General features: G+C 61.0%; 15 protein-coding genes. 8 read left to right on the top strand and 7 right to left on the bottom strand.

The window, feature by feature from the left end; genetic code table 11:
* Window positions 1-633: 633 nt before the first annotated feature.
* On the bottom strand, window positions 634-1,155 hold the full coding sequence (locus ACWUKX_RS02860; protein WP_456003647.1) for an ImmA/IrrE family metallo-endopeptidase: 522 nt from the start codon (window positions 1,153-1,155) through the stop codon (window positions 634-636).
* Here ACWUKX_RS02860 and ACWUKX_RS02855 point away from each other — a divergent pair.
* The gene (locus tag ACWUKX_RS02855; RefSeq protein WP_456003644.1) at window positions 1,155-1,370 is read left to right on the top strand and encodes a hypothetical protein; all 216 of its coding nucleotides are present in this window, start codon (window positions 1,155-1,157) and stop codon (window positions 1,368-1,370) included. The two genes, ACWUKX_RS02860 and ACWUKX_RS02855, sit on opposite strands and share 1 nt — an antisense overlap.
* A 109-nt stretch (window positions 1,371-1,479) precedes the next feature.
* Here ACWUKX_RS02855 and ACWUKX_RS02850 read toward each other — a convergent pair whose 3' ends face one another.
* Entirely contained in the window at window positions 1,480-2,373 is an 894-nt protein-coding gene (locus tag ACWUKX_RS02850; RefSeq protein ID WP_456003641.1) for a LysR family transcriptional regulator, read from the bottom strand.
* Between the two features lie 311 nt (window positions 2,374-2,684).
* On the opposite strand from ACWUKX_RS02850, the gene ACWUKX_RS02845 reads away from it, so the two are divergent.
* The 4 genes from ACWUKX_RS02845 (at window position 2,685) to ACWUKX_RS02830 (ending at window position 7,244) form a co-directional block, all read left to right on the top strand.
* Window positions 2,685-3,773: an alpha/beta hydrolase gene (locus tag ACWUKX_RS02845; protein ID WP_456003638.1), complete on the top strand. Its 1,089-nt coding sequence runs from the start codon at window positions 2,685-2,687 to the stop codon at window positions 3,771-3,773.
* A 157-nt stretch (window positions 3,774-3,930) separates the two neighbouring features.
* Window positions 3,931-5,004: a PQQ-dependent sugar dehydrogenase gene (locus tag ACWUKX_RS02840; protein ID WP_456004083.1), complete on the top strand. Its 1,074-nt coding sequence runs from the start codon at window positions 3,931-3,933 to the stop codon at window positions 5,002-5,004.
* Between the two features lie 44 nt (window positions 5,005-5,048).
* Window positions 5,049-5,810, top strand: coding sequence for a glucose 1-dehydrogenase (locus ACWUKX_RS02835; protein WP_456003635.1), 762 nt, complete (start codon window positions 5,049-5,051; stop codon window positions 5,808-5,810).
* A 408-nt stretch (window positions 5,811-6,218) separates the two neighbouring features.
* A complete protein-coding gene (locus ACWUKX_RS02830) occupies window positions 6,219-7,244 on the top strand; it encodes a serine hydrolase domain-containing protein (RefSeq protein WP_456003632.1) in 1,026 nt (341 codons plus the stop codon).
* A gap of 305 nt (window positions 7,245-7,549) precedes the next feature.
* Here ACWUKX_RS02830 and ACWUKX_RS02825 read toward each other — a convergent pair whose 3' ends face one another.
* A complete protein-coding gene (locus ACWUKX_RS02825) occupies window positions 7,550-8,908 on the bottom strand; it encodes an NAD(P)-binding domain-containing protein (RefSeq protein WP_456003629.1) in 1,359 nt (452 codons plus the stop codon).
* Between the two features lie 260 nt (window positions 8,909-9,168).
* Between ACWUKX_RS02825 and ACWUKX_RS02820 the strand changes: the two genes are divergently transcribed.
* A complete protein-coding gene (locus ACWUKX_RS02820; protein WP_456003626.1) occupies window positions 9,169-9,876 on the top strand; it encodes a helix-turn-helix domain-containing protein in 708 nt (235 codons plus the stop codon).
* A 213-nt stretch (window positions 9,877-10,089) separates the two neighbouring features.
* Here ACWUKX_RS02820 and ACWUKX_RS02815 read toward each other — a convergent pair whose 3' ends face one another.
* From ACWUKX_RS02815 to ACWUKX_RS02800, 4 genes are read right to left on the bottom strand one after another with little or no spacing between them, the layout of a single operon-like run.
* Window positions 10,090-11,130 carry a heme-dependent oxidative N-demethylase family protein gene (locus tag ACWUKX_RS02815; protein ID WP_456003623.1) on the bottom strand — a complete coding sequence of 347 codons (1,041 nt, stop codon included), beginning with the start codon at window positions 11,128-11,130 and terminating at the stop codon, window positions 10,090-10,092.
* A 9-nt stretch (window positions 11,131-11,139) separates the two neighbouring features.
* A complete protein-coding gene (locus ACWUKX_RS02810) occupies window positions 11,140-12,105 on the bottom strand; it encodes a PDR/VanB family oxidoreductase (RefSeq protein WP_287097359.1) in 966 nt (321 codons plus the stop codon).
* Entirely contained in the window at window positions 12,102-12,698 is a 597-nt protein-coding gene (locus ACWUKX_RS02805) for a dimethylamine monooxygenase subunit DmmA family protein (protein ID WP_456003621.1), read from the bottom strand. Before ACWUKX_RS02805 ends, ACWUKX_RS02810 begins: the two co-directional genes overlap by 4 nt.
* A gap of 14 nt (window positions 12,699-12,712) precedes the next feature.
* A complete protein-coding gene (locus tag ACWUKX_RS02800) occupies window positions 12,713-13,846 on the bottom strand; it encodes an aminomethyltransferase family protein (RefSeq protein WP_065008329.1) in 1,134 nt (377 codons plus the stop codon).
* Window positions 13,847-14,013: 167 nt separating this feature from the next.
* Here ACWUKX_RS02800 and ACWUKX_RS02795 point away from each other — a divergent pair, with 167 nt between their 5' ends.
* Both ACWUKX_RS02795 and ACWUKX_RS02790 read left to right on the top strand, forming a co-directional pair.
* Window positions 14,014-15,411 (top strand): ammonium transporter, encoded by a 1,398-nt coding sequence (locus ACWUKX_RS02795; protein ID WP_456003618.1) that lies wholly within the window; start codon window positions 14,014-14,016, stop codon window positions 15,409-15,411.
* Window positions 15,412-15,434: 23 nt separating this feature from the next.
* Window positions 15,435-15,653, top strand: a complete 219-nt coding sequence (locus tag ACWUKX_RS02790) for a hypothetical protein (RefSeq protein WP_029355351.1) — start codon at window positions 15,435-15,437, stop codon at window positions 15,651-15,653.
* The last annotated feature ends 58 nt before the right edge of the window (window positions 15,654-15,711 follow it).

Here is a 15,711-nt window from a genome sequence, read left to right as displayed (position 1 = left end):
CACGACCTTGCCGCTGCGCCGCACCAGGCGAGGAACGAGCTATGCTAGCTTAAGTGCGTGGCCACGAAACCGGCAGCAGGCCTCATGTCGGCCAGCCTGATCGCCCGTCACCCTCGTGGTCGCTTGGATGTCGGCTTATCAGGAGCGGCAAAGGCACCATCGACCGCCGATATGAGGCGCGTTGCTGAATACGCGGCTTCGTGAAGCCTTCCCATGACGCCAATCAGGCGGCTGCACGACCGCTGACCTGACTACCTTAATGGGCCTGACACCAAGCTCTCGCCTTCGGACGCGAATTGAAGCGCCGCGCCCGTCCGGCCGCCGAGAGTGGGCCGTCTGGTTTCAGAAATACGAGCCAGATAGCTGACTCCACCTCCCTCATGGCACTGCCGAAGCTCACGATATCGGACGCCACACGGCCCGACGCGCCAAGGACGTCAATTGAGGAGGTCCGGCAAGCCACGAGCGACATCTTGCGCTCAGACGGTTGCTCCGTCGCGCTCCCGCCGCCTCGGCGAGAAAGCGCAATTCAGCGGCCGTACGCGAAACGCGGCGTCCAGCTTTTCTCCATCTCGGCATCCTCGTCCTCTTCGTCGAGTGGATCCTCGGGAAGCTGTTCGCCGGTCAAGACCGTCAAGGTGTAGCCGTACTTGCCAAGGCCAATGATTTCTTCGTCGAGCACGATCCTGCCGGGCCCGTCGAACCAGGTGGCCAGATCGGTTCATCAACGGCGCGTTCGGCGCGCACTACTTTCGTTGCGTCCGCATTGAACCGGCGCGTCGCGCTTTGAGGCAGGGGCGCGCCTTTTCGCAAGAAGGCAAGCTTGCCGAGATTCTTGAAGGACTCCGATGTAAAGGCATAGGCGATCTCGTCGCCCTTGCTGACAATAATTGCCACGGGGTAGGCGCTGCATTCAGCGGCGCGGATCGCGGCGGCCGTGACAGAGCAGCGGGCTGTTTCGGCCAGCCTGAGAATACCGTCAAGGCCGATCTGGTTGTTCGAGAGAAGCTTGCGAGTGAAGCCTGACGGCAGAAGAAGGCCGCTCGCGAAATGATCGGCTTCCAGTTCAATCGACGTATTTGCGTAAAGTTGGCGCGCGACATATGCGCGCCGCCGCTCTTGATGATCTCCTCGGGATGTCCCGGAAGGAACCAATGCCCGAGTTCATGGGCGATGGAAAAATTCTCGAACCCCTCGTTGTTGTATTCGGTCGAGTAGATGATGGTGGCCGAGTCGCCGGCGAATATGATCGCCCCCGATACGCCCTGCATATCGGCTGGCTTCGCCTGGAGAGCGATGTTCCTTGCTTTGGCAATCACGCGCGGCTCGACGGGAAACTGCGTGAAGCCGAATTGTCTCGCTCGGAGTGAGCGCTCAGGACGTTTGAACTCCAGGCTTCACCGTGGCCGCAGCGCGTCACCATCTCAGCGCCGACTGCCAGTGATTGAACGCCAGCGGCGGTGTCACAATTACGATGCACTATGACTTCTGCCTGAGCGCATCGAGGACCACCTTGAAGGCCGCGGACGGCTGTCGGCGGCTCGGATAATAGAGGTGATACCCTGGATACGACGGACACCAATCGGAGAGCACCTGAACCAGTCTTCCGGCTTCGATATCAGGTTTCGCCAAGCCGTCAGGCACGAAGCCGAAACCGTAGCCACTTATCGCAGCGTTCAAAATCTGCCTGATCCCGTTGCAGATGACTTGGCCGTCCACTCGGACCCTCAATTCCTCCCCGTCTTTTTCGAATTCCCAGGCGTAGGTTCCGCCGTGTGTGGGGAGTCGGAGGTTGATGCATTGATGCGACGTCAGCTCTTGAGGCTTTGTCGGGATTCCTCGCTCGTCGACGTACGTTGGGCTGGCAATGACGATCATCCGTTGATAGGGGCTGATACACACCGAGATCATGCCTTGTGACACGATCTCCCCAAGCCGAACGCCCGCGTCGAACCGTTCGGCGACGATGTCCGTCAGTCCGTAATCGACGATAAACTCGACCTTGATATCGGGATATTGCCGCAGAACCTTCTCGAGTTTGGGCCAGAGAACCGTGTCGATCGCGTAGTCCTCGGCGGTGATGCGGATCGTACCGGCGGGCTTCTCTCCCAGTTCGGTGATTGCAAAGAGCTCGCCTTCGATCTCCTCGAACCGGGGAGCGATCGCGTTCAACAGTCGCTCACCTTCGGCCGTGGGCGACACGCTGCGCGTGGTGCGAGTCAGGAGTCGAAGCCCCAGACGAGATTCAAGTGCCCGTATCGTATGGCTGAGTCCAGATTGCGACATGCCCAACTGCGCGGCGGCTTTCGTGAAGCTCCGTTCCCGCGCCACGACAATGAAAGCCAACAGGTCATTTACGTTCGCGCGCAGCATCCGTTCGCTCCTATAGATGGGATCGACAAGACCTACGGCTTCGATTGCGAAACGTCATCACCGATTATTGCTCACCAAGAATAAGTCATCAGAGTTGATGCGAAACGAGATCGCGATGGGATGGCATTATCCAGACGAAGTAGCCTACTTGCTCCACCTTTGCGGCTTTCGAAGACATGGATGATGGCTTTCCCGTGTCGCCGATATATGCATACGGCACATAAGCGCTAGCAGATCGCAGCCGATAATCACTCAGGTCCTGGCCGCCTATATTCCTCCTGCAACCAATCAGAGGGCAATGGAGAATGGCTATGGATAACGGACCCATTGGATCGAACGGTCGACAGGAAACGATCGGCATCTGTCGGCGCGAGCTTCTGAAGCTGACCGGAGCAGGTGCTGCCGCGGCAGGCGTAATGTCGCTCGATGCCAGCCCTGCGTTCGCTCAATATGCCGGAACATGGGACAAGACTTTCGCGCAAAGCGAGCGTGTGCAGCACCGCAAGGTTTCGTACATTAACCGCCTCGGCATCAATCTCGTCGCGGACATGTATGTCCCGAAGAACATCGATGCCTCGCGACGCTACCCAGCGCTGATCGTCGGTCATCCCTACGGCGGTGTCAAAGAGCAGACAGCCGGACTCTACGCCCAGACGATGGCGGAGCGCGGCTTCATCACCATCGCACACGACGCCTCGTACAACGGCGAAAGCGGTGGCCAGCCTCACTTCATCTCGTCACCAGAAGCCGTTGTCGAAGACTTTAGCGCAGGCGTCGACTTCCTCGGTCTTGACCCGCGTGTCGATCGGAATCGCATCGGCATCATCGGCGTCTGCGCGAGCGGCGGGTTCGCACTTGCCGCTGCACAGATCGATTCGCGCATGAAGGCGGTAGCAACGGTGAGCATGTACGACATGGGCGGCGCGAAATGGGCGTGGAAGGGCGAAGAGATGAAGGCCGATGCCCGGATCGACATGCTGACCAAAATCGGCGAACAACGCTGGGCCGAGGCCGCGGGCGCACAGAAGCAATACGGCGCATTGCCTGAAACCTTGACGCCCGAGACGGATGGGATCACGCGGGAATTCTTCGACTACTACCGGACGCCCCGTGGCGCTCATCCGCGCGCGACAACTGCGATGAATGTTTCCGGTGACCCGTCCTACCTGCATTTCCGGCCGTTCGACCGTGTCGACATGATCTCGCCGCGGCCCGTGTTGCTTATCGCAGGCGAAACCGCGCATTCTCGGTTCTTCAGTGAGCAGGCGATCGAGAAGGCGGCTGAGCCGAAGAAGCTGTTCATCGTGGCGGGTGCTGGCCACGTTGATCTGTATGACAAGGTGGACCTAATCCCTTGGGACAAGCTTGAGTCCTTCTTCGACCAACACCTCTCTGCCTAGTAGCGAGTGTTGCAACGAGATAGTCGCTGACTATGAGACGGCGGCTTTTCGATCTGCTGAAGATCAGGAACCCGCCCTCCGTCTTCTTCACCTCCATCCGGCGCGCGGTCAGAATGCGTGAACGGCCAGTCAACCCTTCACATCGGTGACTATCATGATGAGACCTCCGTCATCGACAATCGCATTGGCTTGCGTCCTCAACGGGACCGTCATCTCCTACGCCTGGGCGACGGACCGCTCGCCTCCGCGCTCCGTCGTCGCCATGTCCACCAACGATTGGTCCGTCGAAACCGTCGTCGGCGAGCTCGACTACCCGTGGGACATCGAAGCTAGCGGTGAGAGGGTCTTCGTGACCGAGGCCGCAGGCAACATCGTCGTCGTCCAGAACGGCCGGGTGCGTAGATATGCCTTGCAGACCTCACTCGGCGTAACTCGCGAGGGCGGTGGCGGCCTTCTCGGCATGGCGCTGGCCACGGACTTCGAGACCTCGGGCGAGGCTTACTTCTACCACACGTATCGGACAGACGCCGGACTGTACAACAAGGTCATCGAAGCTGTGTTCGACGGGGGCTCGTGGCGGGAGACACGTACTCTGCTCGACCGCCTTCCTGGACACAGGCTCTATAATGGGGGCCGGCTGGCGATCGGACCCGACGGCCACCTCTACGTCACTACCGGATGGATTGAGGACAGTGCCCTGCCACAAGACCATGACAGCCTGGCGGGAAAGGTTTTGCGGATGACCTTGGAAGGCGAGGTGCCTGCCAACAATCCCTTTCAGGGGTCCTATGTGTATTCTTTGGGCCACCGCAATCCTCAAGGCCTGGCATGGAGCCCGGATGGCGAGATGTTCGTCGCTGAACACGGTCAATCCGCCCATGACGAGATCAATCACATCATGCCCGGCCTGAACTTCGGCTGGCCGCTGATCGAGGGCGACGAACGACGGCAGGGAATGGAAACCGCACTCCTCCATTCCGGGAGCGAGACCTGGGCACCATCGGGCATCACATTCAGAGGCGACGAACTCCTCGTGGCCACGCTGGTCGGACGGGGCATCTACGTTCTCGACGAGCAAGCGAACGATCTCAAGCTGATCTATGCGTCCGGCGATCGGTTTAGGGACGTGCTCTCCAGCGGCGACGTCGTCTACGCGATTACGACGAACCGATCGCCGCGAGGTGAAGGTCCATCGGACGATCATCTCATCAAGCTGTCGCCCAAGCTCTAGTGGACGACACTTCAAGCTCTCCAACACAACAACGAGTGAAACCCATGAACTTCTCTTTCGAAGACAAAGTCGCGCTGATCACTGGTGCCGCCTCCGGCATGGGCCTGGCTACTGCAACGGCCTTCGCCCAGGCGGGCGCGGCCGTCGCACTAGCCGACGTCAACGAGGCTGCTGTGCGCGCTGCGGCGGAAACCCTTGCTTCCGCCGGGCACCGCGCGATCGCGATTCAGTGTGATGTCGCCGACTTGGAGCAGGTTGCTGCCATGGTCAAAAAGACAGTTGACGAATTCGGTCGGCTCGACGCCGCTTTCAACAACGCCGGTGTCCAAAGTCCCGTCGCCGAGACCGCCGACGCGGACCCGAAGGACTACGACTTCGTCATGGGCGTAAATTTGCGGGGCGTTTGGAACTGCATGAAGTACGAGCTGCTCCAGATGCGAGAGCAGGGTTCCGGAGCAATCGTGAACAACTCCTCGCTCGGCGGCCTGGTCGGCATCGCTGAACGCGGCATCTATCATGCTTCGAAACATGGTGTGGTCGGTTTGACCAAGAGCGCCGGGCTCGAATACGCCGCTAAAGGAATACGGATCAACGCGGTCTGCCCAGGCATCGTCGAAACGCCGATGGTGACCGGGATGCTCGAGACCCAACCGGAAGCAATGGATGCGTTGATGCAGGTCGTTCCCATCGGCAGGCTTGGCAAAGCGGAAGAGATCGCCGACGCCGTCCTCTGGCTTTGCAGCGACGCGGCGAGCTTCATCGTCGGACACGCTTTGCCTGTCGATGGTGGCTACACCGTCCAATAGCCCGGCCTACCAATCCTAATGCCGATCGGCACGTTGGATGAATATCCGTTTCGGGAAGCTGCACCCGTTCCGCGGTTTTCCATGACTTCTTCGTCCAGCGTGCCGACCCGCTTGCGATGACCGCAATTGACGCAAACATGCTACCTCGCCAGTGCTCTGCATTGTCCGCTTTCGAGACGCCGCTTGGGCGGACTCTATGACGGAGATTAGGCGCATAGCAGTCGTTCATCAGATGTGGCGAGAACGACTGGAACGGGTCAGAAACTCCGGTTCGTGGAGCTGCTGATGCTCGAATAGCCGCTGCCTTGCCCCGGACGCCTGCCCTATCCGACTATCTTGTGCGAGGCAGACGTCTTTGCCAGCCCGCGTCACCTTTGTATTGCCAGAAATGCGTCCCAGGCTGGTTTCATGCTGAAGCGCCCCACCGTGAGTTTAGCCTTTCTCCTCATCTTTTCCGTCGCTGCTCACGGTGCGGACGGCTTGGGGGAGCGGCTTGAAAAGCTCTTTGATGAGGCCGAGCGCTTGACGCCGCTGCGCACGGTTGCGATCGCGCATGAGGGCGCGTTGGTGGCGGAGCGTGGCTATCGCGGCCACTCTCCGGCACGTGCTGCCAACATAAAATCGGCCTCCAAGTCGATCATCTCCGCGCTCGTCGGCATCGCCATCGACAAGGGCGTGCTCCAAGGCACTGACCAGAAGATCGCTCCGCTTCTTCAGGCCGACCTGCCCGCCGACGTGGATCCGCGGCTCCAGCAGGTTACGATCGGTCATCTGCTTTCCATGCAGGCAGGGCTGGGTCGGACCTCCGGCCCAAACTACGGGCGCTGGGTGGCAAGCGATAACTGGGTGCGGGCAGCGCTCGCCATGCCCTTCGACGACGATCCGGGCGGTACCATGCTCTATTCCACCGGCTCGACCCATCTCCTTTCGGCGATCCTGACGCGGCGGACCGGCCGCTCAACCCTGGAACTGGCACGCGAATGGCTGGGGCCGCAGGAGGGCTTTTCCATCGCCGCCTGGGACCGCGACCCACAGGGCATCTATCTCGGCGGCAACCAGATGGCCATGAGCCCGCGCTCGCTGCTCGCGTTTGGCGAGCTCTACCGCAACGGCGGGGTGAGCCGCGGCGGACGGCAGCTCGTGCCGGCCGATTGGATCAAGCTCTCCTGGCAGCCACGCACCGCCTCCCGTTTCACCGGTGACGGTTATGGCTATGGTTGGTTCATCCGTCAGATCGCGGGCGAAGCGGTCTTCTACGGGTGGGGGTATGGCGGGCAGATGGTCTATGTTGTGCCCGGGCGCGCGTTGACCGTAGTCATGACATCCGATGAAAACGGCCCCGCCGGCCGCGGCGGCCACCGCGACGATCTCCATGCCCTGCTCGAGCGGATCATTGAGGCGACGAAAGACGTGCGCGAGGCTCGCAGCAACTAGTGCCTCTGCACAGCGGATTTGACGGGTTCGATGGGTTGCAACCTGGGCAGGCTGTCGGGTTCAATGAGCAGTTCAATGCTGCGCGCGAGGCCAGGTTGCCTACGGCGCTGCATGTCGCGTTCGGCCGGCGAGCGACCGTTAAGCATGGCGTAGGTCCAGATAAGGCGAGATACTGGCCCTGCTTTTCGGTGAAGTGGGGTTGGGCTGGCAGCTGTCCGTCAAGTAACTGATTCATTTTCCGATCTTCCGGAACCTCCATAACCCAAGGAGGCCATTTGATTGCGGCCGGTGCGGTGAGGAAGCTGCTACTCCGCCGCCACCCCTTTCACTTCCAGATAAGATTCCATCGAATCGTCCATCGCCTGCAGCCACGGCGTATGGTGCAGCGGCGCCATCGTGCCGGTCATCAGCGAGCGATAGGCATTGTCGCGGAAGCCCATGATGTTTTCCATCTTGTGGTGTTCCCACTCCATGAAGGTCTGATTGACAGCCTCGACGTCGAAGCCGGGATAGTCGGTCTGATCCATCAATTCCTTGGTGTAGTCGCCCTGGAACCAGATCATCTGCTCGGCGTCCTCCAGCGTTTCCTCACGCGCCCGCCATTTCCTGCCGTGTTCCGCCATCACTTCTGCCGAAGGCAGCATGATGCGGCCCATGATGACGTCGCGGGCGAACCAGGCCTGCGCGTCGAACATGTTGAAGGTGTAGAACTGGTCCTGCATGCCGATATAGAACAGCCGCGGGTTCTTCTCCCAGACGACGCCCTCGTAGAGCCCGTCCGGCCACATGCGGTTGGCGGTCTTGAGCTTCAGATCCTCCGTGAGGAACGGGAAGGAGTGGAGGTAGCCGGTGCACAGGATTATGGCGTCGACATCCCTGGTGCTGCCGTCCTTGAAATGCGCGGTCTTGCCGACGACCTTCTGCAGCAGCGGCACTTCCTTCCAGTTGTCCGGCCATTTGAAGCCCATCGGCTTCGAGCGGTAGCTGGAGGTGATCGATTTGGCGCCGTATTTGTAGCATTGCGAGCCGATATCCTCCGCCGAATAGGAGCGGCCGATGATCAGGATATCCTTGTCCTTGAATTCCATGGCGTCGCGGAAATCGTGGCTGTGCAGGATGCGGCCGTTGAAGGTCGAGAAACCCTCGAAATAGGGGACGTTGGGCACGGAAAAATGCCCCGAGGCGACGACGACGTTGTCGAACTCTTCCGAATAGGTGACGTCGTTGGTGCGGTCATGCGCGGTGACGGTGAACTTTTTCGTCGTGTCGGAGAAGGTCACCATGCGCACCGGGCTGTTGAATCGCACCCATTGGCGCACGCCGGATTTTTCGACGCGGCCCTTGATGTAGTCCCACAGCACGGCGCGCGGCGGGTAGGAGCCGATCGGACGGCCAAAGTGCTCCTCGAACGTATAGTCGGCGAATTCGAGGCATTCCTTCGGTCCGTTCGACCAGAGGTAACGGTACATCGAGCCATGCACCGGGTCGCCATGCTCGTCGAGGCCGGTCCGCCAGGTGTAATTCCACAGGCCGCCCCAGTCGGACTGCTTTTCGAAGCAGACGATTTCCGGAATATCCGCGCCCTTGTCGGCAGCCGACTTGAAGGCTCGAAGCTGGGCCATGCCGGAAGGTCCGGCTCCAATGACGGCAACACGACTTTTCATTGCAAAGCCTCCCGGTCTCATTTCCCTAACGAAACAAATTTCACTGACAGGACAGTAATTGCCCCTTCGATGCTGTCAACAGGCCTTGTGCTGAAACCACGTTTCCCCAGACCGGATTTTCGGCAAAACCGCCGACGGCCGAAATCCGGAGAGCACGCCGTTCGACATAAAGTGGGTTGCAGTCAAAGTTGCGCTCTGTATCCGCACCGAATATGTTCACCGTGAGTGAAATAAATCCACAGAACCCCCGGAGTGGCGACATGGCGAAGAAAGCTTCCAATTTCAGGAATGGGGCAGCCGCCAAGGCCAAGCCAGCGCCGAAGGGGGTGGTAACGATCCGGACGCCACTGACCCAGGACCCGCACGCCGTTCGCGACACCCGCGAAAAGGTCCTGGAGGTCGCGATCGGCCGCGAGGTGCGGGCGTTTCGCAAAAAACTCGGCATCACCGTCGCCGATCTTGCGGCTGCAACAGACATTTCGCTTGGCATGCTGTCTAAGATCGAAAACGGCATCACTTCGCCGTCGCTGACCACTTTGCAGGCACTGTCGCGGGCGCTCGGTGTTCCGGTCACCGCTTTCTTCCGCCGTTTCGAGGAAGAGCGCAGCGCCGTCTTCGTCAAGGCCGGCGAAGGGCTCGATGTCGAGCGGCGCGGCACGCGCGCCGGCCACCAGTACAATCTTCTCGGCCATGTCGGCTCGAACACCAGCGGCGTCGTCGTCGAACCCTATCTGATCACGCTGACCGAAGATTCCGATGTGTTTCCGACCTTCCAGCACGAAGGCATGGAGTTCCTCTACATGCTCGAAGGCGAGGTTACCTACCGGCATGGCAGCAATCTCTATCCGATGAAGCCCGGCGACAGCCTGTTCTTCGACGCCGACGCGCCGCACGGCCCGGAACAGCTGACGCAACTGCCGATGCGCTATCTCTCGATCATCTGCTATCCGCAGAGTAGTGCCGGTTAGATAGAGTTCGTCTGCGAAGGACTGGGTCCCATTCCAGCGTGGGTTCCTCGCCCCCACGAAGTGGGGGAGAGGTGGCTCGGCGAAGCCGAGACGGAGAGGGGGACTGCGCCCTACGAAGCCCCCTCTCCGGCCGCTTCGCGGCCACCTCTCCCCCGCTAGCGGGGGCGAGGAACCCAGGGCTTGAGGGGCGGCACAAACATAGCAGGCAGAAACTTAATCCGGCCCAAACCCCGGGCTCGTCGGGCTGCCGTCGTCGAGCTTCGACAGCCATTCGACCAGCGTCGCGCGGTAGCGCGTCAGGCCTTTGTAATTGGCGAGTTCCTCGGGAAGGTCGCGGATGACGCGGTGCAGGCGCCGCGCCCATTTCGGCTGCGTCACCAGTTCATCCATCTTGATCAGGTAGCAGCGGATCGGGAAGACGATGCCGTTCGAGCGCGGCAGCCGCCAGAAGCTCTGCAATTCGACACGCAGATGGACCTTGTCGCCAACGTTTTCGGGCGTCACCGTCGCCCGGTCCGGGCCCCATTTGTGATAATTTTCCGGACTGGTGTCGAGGCGCGGATTGATCGTCATCGTCCAGTTCAGCCGCCGCGCCGGCTTGCCTTGCTGAATGTTGGTGAGGAATTTCAGCGCCCGGGTGAATATGCCCTTCTCATGCGCCAGCGGCACCGGCGCGTGCCACTCGAAGAAGTTCATGCCGATGTCGAAATCGAGCGACCAGTCGGCCTGGGTGGTGACCATGCCGGCGTCCATCCATAGATTGCCGTCGCGCTGGTCGAGGATGCAGAAATCGCCTTGTGATTGCCGCGTGATGTATTCCATCGGCCCGTAAGGCAGAGTCGACACGTCGCCGAAGGTGAAGCTGTCGTCGATGCCGAGCGGGCGATTGATCCAGCGCCAGCGGTCGCCGTCGCGCGTCAGCGTGAAATGCTCGGGATAACCGAGCGCCTGCTGTTCCATCAGGAGTTCGAGCAGGTCCCAGCCAGCCAGCGTCATGTGCGGCAGCGACTGGCAGCGCAGCGGGTCTTCCGCCAGCACCAGCGCGCGGTCCTGCATCTCGGCGACATAGTGCTCGTCGACGTCGATCAGGTTTTCGAGCACGCTGCCTTTCGGCCCCAGAACATGCGGCTCGATATTGACCGCATACATGTAGCTGTCTTCGTGGAACGGGAACGGAAACCGCCTGATGTGCTCCGGGCTGTTTTTGAACGTGAAGTCGTCGCGGAACGTTTCCTTGCGAAAGGTGATTCCCAAGCTCGCCTCCTATCTTTCCAGCACCAGCGACCTGCCCTCGAAGCGCGAGACGCAGGGCATGATCTTCTTGCCGCAACGGTGCTCTTCCTCGCTCAGCCAATGGTCGTTGTGGATGAATTTGCCGTCATGCGCGATGACGTTGGTTTCGCACTGCCCGCAGACGCCGCCGCGGCAGAGATAGGGCGGATCGACGCCGGCGGCCTCGATCGCCTCGAGCAGGCTCTGCTGCTCGCCGACGCGGATCGTCTTGCCGCTGACCGCCAGCGTCACGTCGAAGGGGGCGCCGGGCTGCGGGGCGGCAAAATGCTCGAAATGCACGGTTTCCGTGGGCCAGCCCAGCGCAGCGGCGCGGTCGCGCACCCAGCCGATCATGCCGGACGGGCCGCAGACGTAGAGATGTGTGCCGAGCGGCTGTGACGACAGCAGCCGGTCGAGCTCGATGCGCTCGTCGCGGTCGTCGTGATAGAGCCTGACGCGGCGGTCATAGCGCTCTCTGAGCACATCGGCATAGGTGCCGAGCGAGGCGGTGCGGCAGGTGTAATGCAGCTCGAAATTGCCGCCTTCCGCTGCCAGCTGCGCGGTCTGCGCCATGAACGGCGTGATGCCGATGCCTCCCGCCAGCATCAGATGCTTCCTGGCGCGCAGATCGAGCGAAAAAAGATTGACCGGGTAGCTGATCACCATCTCCATGCCGGGCCTGACATGCCTGTGCATGAACAGCGAGCCGCCGCGGCCGACGTCGTCGCGGCGCACCGAGATCGTGTATTCGCGTGTGTCGAGCGGCGAGCCCATCAACGAATAGGGGTTGAGCCTCGTCCGCTCGCCGTCGCGCATCTCCACCACAACATGGGCGCCGCCGGAAAATGTCGGCAAAAGCTGCCCGTCGCGCCGGCGGAAATGGAAGCGCGTGACCAATTCGTTGACCGGGACGACATCGCTCACCACGACGTCAAGCTTGGTGGTGCCGGTGCTCATCGAAAGATCTCCTCCATCGGAGGAATTTCGCTGCGGTCTTCCGCATTGATGCAGACGCCCTGGAATGCCGCGAGGCGCCTGGAATAGTGATCGCGTACCAGAAGAAGCAGGCCACAGTGCGAACACGTTGCAGGCTGCGTCGTCACGTTTTCGGTGATGCCCTTGCAATGGACGCATTGGATGCGGCGCGCCAGCGAGCCGCGGTGCTCGGTCTGGATGGAGGTGTGGTCGATGCCGGCTTCGAGCGCCGCTTGCATGGCCTGGCCAATCAGCCCCTCGGTGCCGGCGAGATAGAGACGCAGGCCCATATGGGCGTTGGCCAGCGTCTGCTTCAGCCGCGGGAGGGCGCTGGCGAAGGAAGGCCCCTGGTAGAACTGCGCCGGCTTCAGCGCTTCGAGCGCGGCGACATGCTTGCTGTCATTGCCGGGGATGAAGATGATATGGGCATCGGCAAAGAAACCATCGGGCGCCTTGGCGGCCAGGTCTGTTATGGCCAGCGCTCCTTCTGCATCCGCCACGAAAAGATGGTGCTTGCCGGGCTGCGGGGACAGGGTTCCGTAGACCGGCCGGCTGATGATGCTTTTCGCTGCCATTCTCTCAGTATGCCTCAGCCTTTCGCCGTACGCTTGGTCTTCTTCGGATCATCGAAGGGAAGCGGCTCAGCCGTCGCGCTGATGGCGCCGCTCTGGTTGCGGATCTCGAGCCTGGTGCCCTGGACGGCGCAGTCGACATCGAGCCGGGCAATGCCCATCGATTTCTTGACCAGCGGCGAATACATGGCGCAGGTTACCACACCGACCTTTTTGCCGTCGCGATAGACCGGCGCGCCCTCGTCGGCCGGCTCCTTGCCTTCGAGCAGCACGCCGAAGATCTTGAACCGCTCCTTGCCCTTGAGGCGGTAGTGCTCCTCGGCACCGCGAAAGCCTGTCTTGCCGGGGCTGACTGTGAAGTCGAGGCCGAGCTCCCACAGTGTGTCGCCGGGGCCTTCGTTCTCGAACGGATACTTCTGCGAATTGTCGTAGGGATAGAACAAGAGATAGCTCTCGACGCGCAGCATGTCGAGCGTGGTGAACCGGCACGCGATGATGCCGGCGCTCTTGCCCTCGTCGAGGATGGTGTCCCAGATCGTGCCGGCATCCTGGCCACGGCAGAAGATCTCGTAGCCGCGTTCGCCGGTGTAGCCGGTGCGCGAGATCATCACCGGAAAACCGAACAGCCGGGTCTGCATGTGGTGGAAATAGTTGAGGTCGCGAATGCCCGGCACATGCTTTGCCAGATAATCGACGGCTATCGGCCCCTGCAGCGAAAGGTCGTGCAGATTGTCGTCGAAACGCAGCGATACATCGCGGCCCATGGCGGCGCGCTGCAACTCCTCATGGCCGGTGCCCGAACCGTGCACGACCATCCAGGCATTCGGGCCGGTGCGGTAGAGAATGCAGTCGTCGGTGAACTTGCCGGCCTCGTTCAGCATGCAGGCATAGGCCGACTTGCCGGGATAGATCTTCTCCACGTCGCGCGTCGTGGCGAGGTCGATCAGGTGCGAGGCATGCGGCCCGGTGATGTGGACCTTCTTCAGGCCCGACACGTCCATCAGCCCGGCCTTGGTGCGGATGGCGATATACTCCTCGTCGGCGTTCTTGTCGTAGGTCCAGGCGGTGCCCATCCCGCTCCAGTCTTCGAGCTTCGAACCGAGCGCACGATGGCGATCCGCCAAGGTCGAAAATCTCCAGGATGCGGTCATGGACTTGCTTCTCCTCACACGATTGCCGGTGTTTCGCCGCTCAAGGGCACTGAGGGCCCGGCGACGGTCTGCGCCATATTGACTCAAAACTCCAAAAGCGCGCAATACTAAGATGCAAAAAGTTTTACTCAGAGGCAAGGAACGCCACTGAACGGAGGGGACATGAAATGGAAGGGAATCTCAACGCTCTAACGACCATTTTCACGGAATTCTATTACTGGGTGACCATCGTCATGATGTTCCTGATCCATGTCGGGTTCTGCATGTACGAGGTCGGCGTGTCGCGCCGGCGAAATCATCTGAAAACGCTTATGAAGAACGCGATGGCGATCCCGCTCGTCACGATCACGTTCTATTTCTTCGGCTGGTGGATCTATTTCGGTTTCCCCAATGGGCCGGGCATCGCCGGCGGACTTGTCACCGCACCATTTGCCGAACCATGGAATCCCCTGATGGGCACCCACCTCTCCGGTGTCAATCCAGGCGAGACGGGGGTCACCCCTACCGATGCCGCGCTGTGGCATCGCCTCAATGGCGTGTTCTGGGGCGCCTTCCTGCTGTTCTCCATCACGACGGCGTCGATCGTCTCGGGTTCGATCATAGAACGCGCGCGCTCGGGTGCGTTCTGGATCGTCGCGGTGCTGGTCGGCTCGGTCCTGTGGATCCTCGACGCGTCGTGGGGCTGGCATCCGCAAGGCTGGATGGTGAAGCTCTGGGGCTATCATGATGCCTATGCATCGGGCGTCGTGCACGCGATCGCGGGCGGAGCGGCGCTCGCCTTTCTCATCGTGTTGGGTCCGCGCATCGGCAAGTTCAGGCCCGATGGTACGGCGCGCGACATCCCACCTCACAATGTGTGGCTGGTCACGATCGGCCTGTTCCTGATCTTCACCGGCTTCTGGGGCTTCTACGCCGCGTGCAACATTCCGCTGATCAGCCCGGCCACGATTGCCGGCCAGATCACCGGCGAGACCTGGACGGCGACCAACATCTATCTCGCGCCGACCACGCTCTCGGCGATCACCTTCAACTTCCTGATGTCGCTGTCGGGCGGTATGCTGGCCGGCTACATCGTCTCTAAAGGCGACCCCTTCTGGACATTCTCGATGGGGCTTTGCGGCATTATCTCGGCCTCAGCCGGCAATGACCTCTATCACCCGATCCAGGCACTGCTGATCGGCGCGATCGTCCCGACCATCTGCTACAACCTGCACTATTTCGTCGAACGCCGCTTCAAGATCGACGATGCGGTCGGCGCCGTCGCCGTGCACGGTTATGGCGGATTCCTCGGGGTCGTGGTGGCGGGCTTCATGCTGTGGGGACAGCCGTCCTCGCCCTATGAGGGCTTCGCGCACATCAACCCGCTCGGCAATTTCGCTGGTGCGGTGCTGATGTTCGTGCTCGGTTTCGTCCCCACCTTCGTGGTCTGCAAGATCCTCAACAGCATGAACCTCCTGCGCGTACCGGCGAAGGTGGAACTCGAGGGCGTCGACTTCGCCCTCAATCATGCTTTCGAGGCGTCGGTCCGCGAAGTGGGAACCGCCGAAAAAGCCATGATCAAATAGTCAACGGGCAAGGAGAACCGCAAATGTCTACCAATGGAATGGAAAGCTGGGCCGTGGACCTCAAGGACGTCGGCGCGATCTACCCGTTTCAGGGTTCCGAAGTCGTGATGGTGATCATCGGCCTCGTCTTCTGGATCGGATGGCACGTCCTCCAGACGCGCCACGAGAGTGCTGAAATCGAGGCCGATATGGCTGCGGATCGAACTGGAGATGAGACGAGAAAGGCGATCGACCGCCATTAAGTCGCCGGCGGTCGTCTGGCGCGTCATTTGCGCCAGACGACTTGTCCAAGATGAAAAA

The organism is Mesorhizobium sp. f-mel (assembly GCF_053850215.1).
This window is presented reverse-complemented; position numbering and strand designations above follow the sequence as displayed.

Coding starts and splice junctions, on each gene's coding strand:
- ACWUKX_RS02810 (WP_287097359.1), bottom strand. CDS start 12,105: ATGAGCACCGGCACCACCAAGCTTGACGTCGTGGTGAGCGATGTCGTC.
- ACWUKX_RS02795 (WP_456003618.1), top strand. CDS start 14,014: ATGGAAGGGAATCTCAACGCTCTAACGACCATTTTCACGGAATTCTAT.
- ACWUKX_RS02800 (WP_065008329.1), bottom strand. CDS start 13,846: ATGACCGCATCCTGGAGATTTTCGACCTTGGCGGATCGCCATCGTGCG.
- ACWUKX_RS02855 (WP_456003644.1), top strand. CDS start 1,155: ATGCCCGAGTTCATGGGCGATGGAAAAATTCTCGAACCCCTCGTTGTT.
- ACWUKX_RS02805 (WP_456003621.1), bottom strand. CDS start 12,698: ATGGCAGCGAAAAGCATCATCAGCCGGCCGGTCTACGGAACCCTGTCC.
- ACWUKX_RS02840 (WP_456004083.1), top strand. CDS start 3,931: ATGAGACCTCCGTCATCGACAATCGCATTGGCTTGCGTCCTCAACGGG.
- ACWUKX_RS02845 (WP_456003638.1), top strand. CDS start 2,685: ATGGATAACGGACCCATTGGATCGAACGGTCGACAGGAAACGATCGGC.
- ACWUKX_RS02830 (WP_456003632.1), top strand. CDS start 6,219: ATGCTGAAGCGCCCCACCGTGAGTTTAGCCTTTCTCCTCATCTTTTCC.
- ACWUKX_RS02850 (WP_456003641.1), bottom strand. CDS start 2,373: ATGCTGCGCGCGAACGTAAATGACCTGTTGGCTTTCATTGTCGTGGCG.
- ACWUKX_RS02825 (WP_456003629.1), bottom strand. CDS start 8,908: ATGAAAAGTCGTGTTGCCGTCATTGGAGCCGGACCTTCCGGCATGGCC.
- ACWUKX_RS02835 (WP_456003635.1), top strand. CDS start 5,049: ATGAACTTCTCTTTCGAAGACAAAGTCGCGCTGATCACTGGTGCCGCC.
- ACWUKX_RS02820 (WP_456003626.1), top strand. CDS start 9,169: ATGGCGAAGAAAGCTTCCAATTTCAGGAATGGGGCAGCCGCCAAGGCC.
- ACWUKX_RS02790 (WP_029355351.1), top strand. CDS start 15,435: ATGTCTACCAATGGAATGGAAAGCTGGGCCGTGGACCTCAAGGACGTC.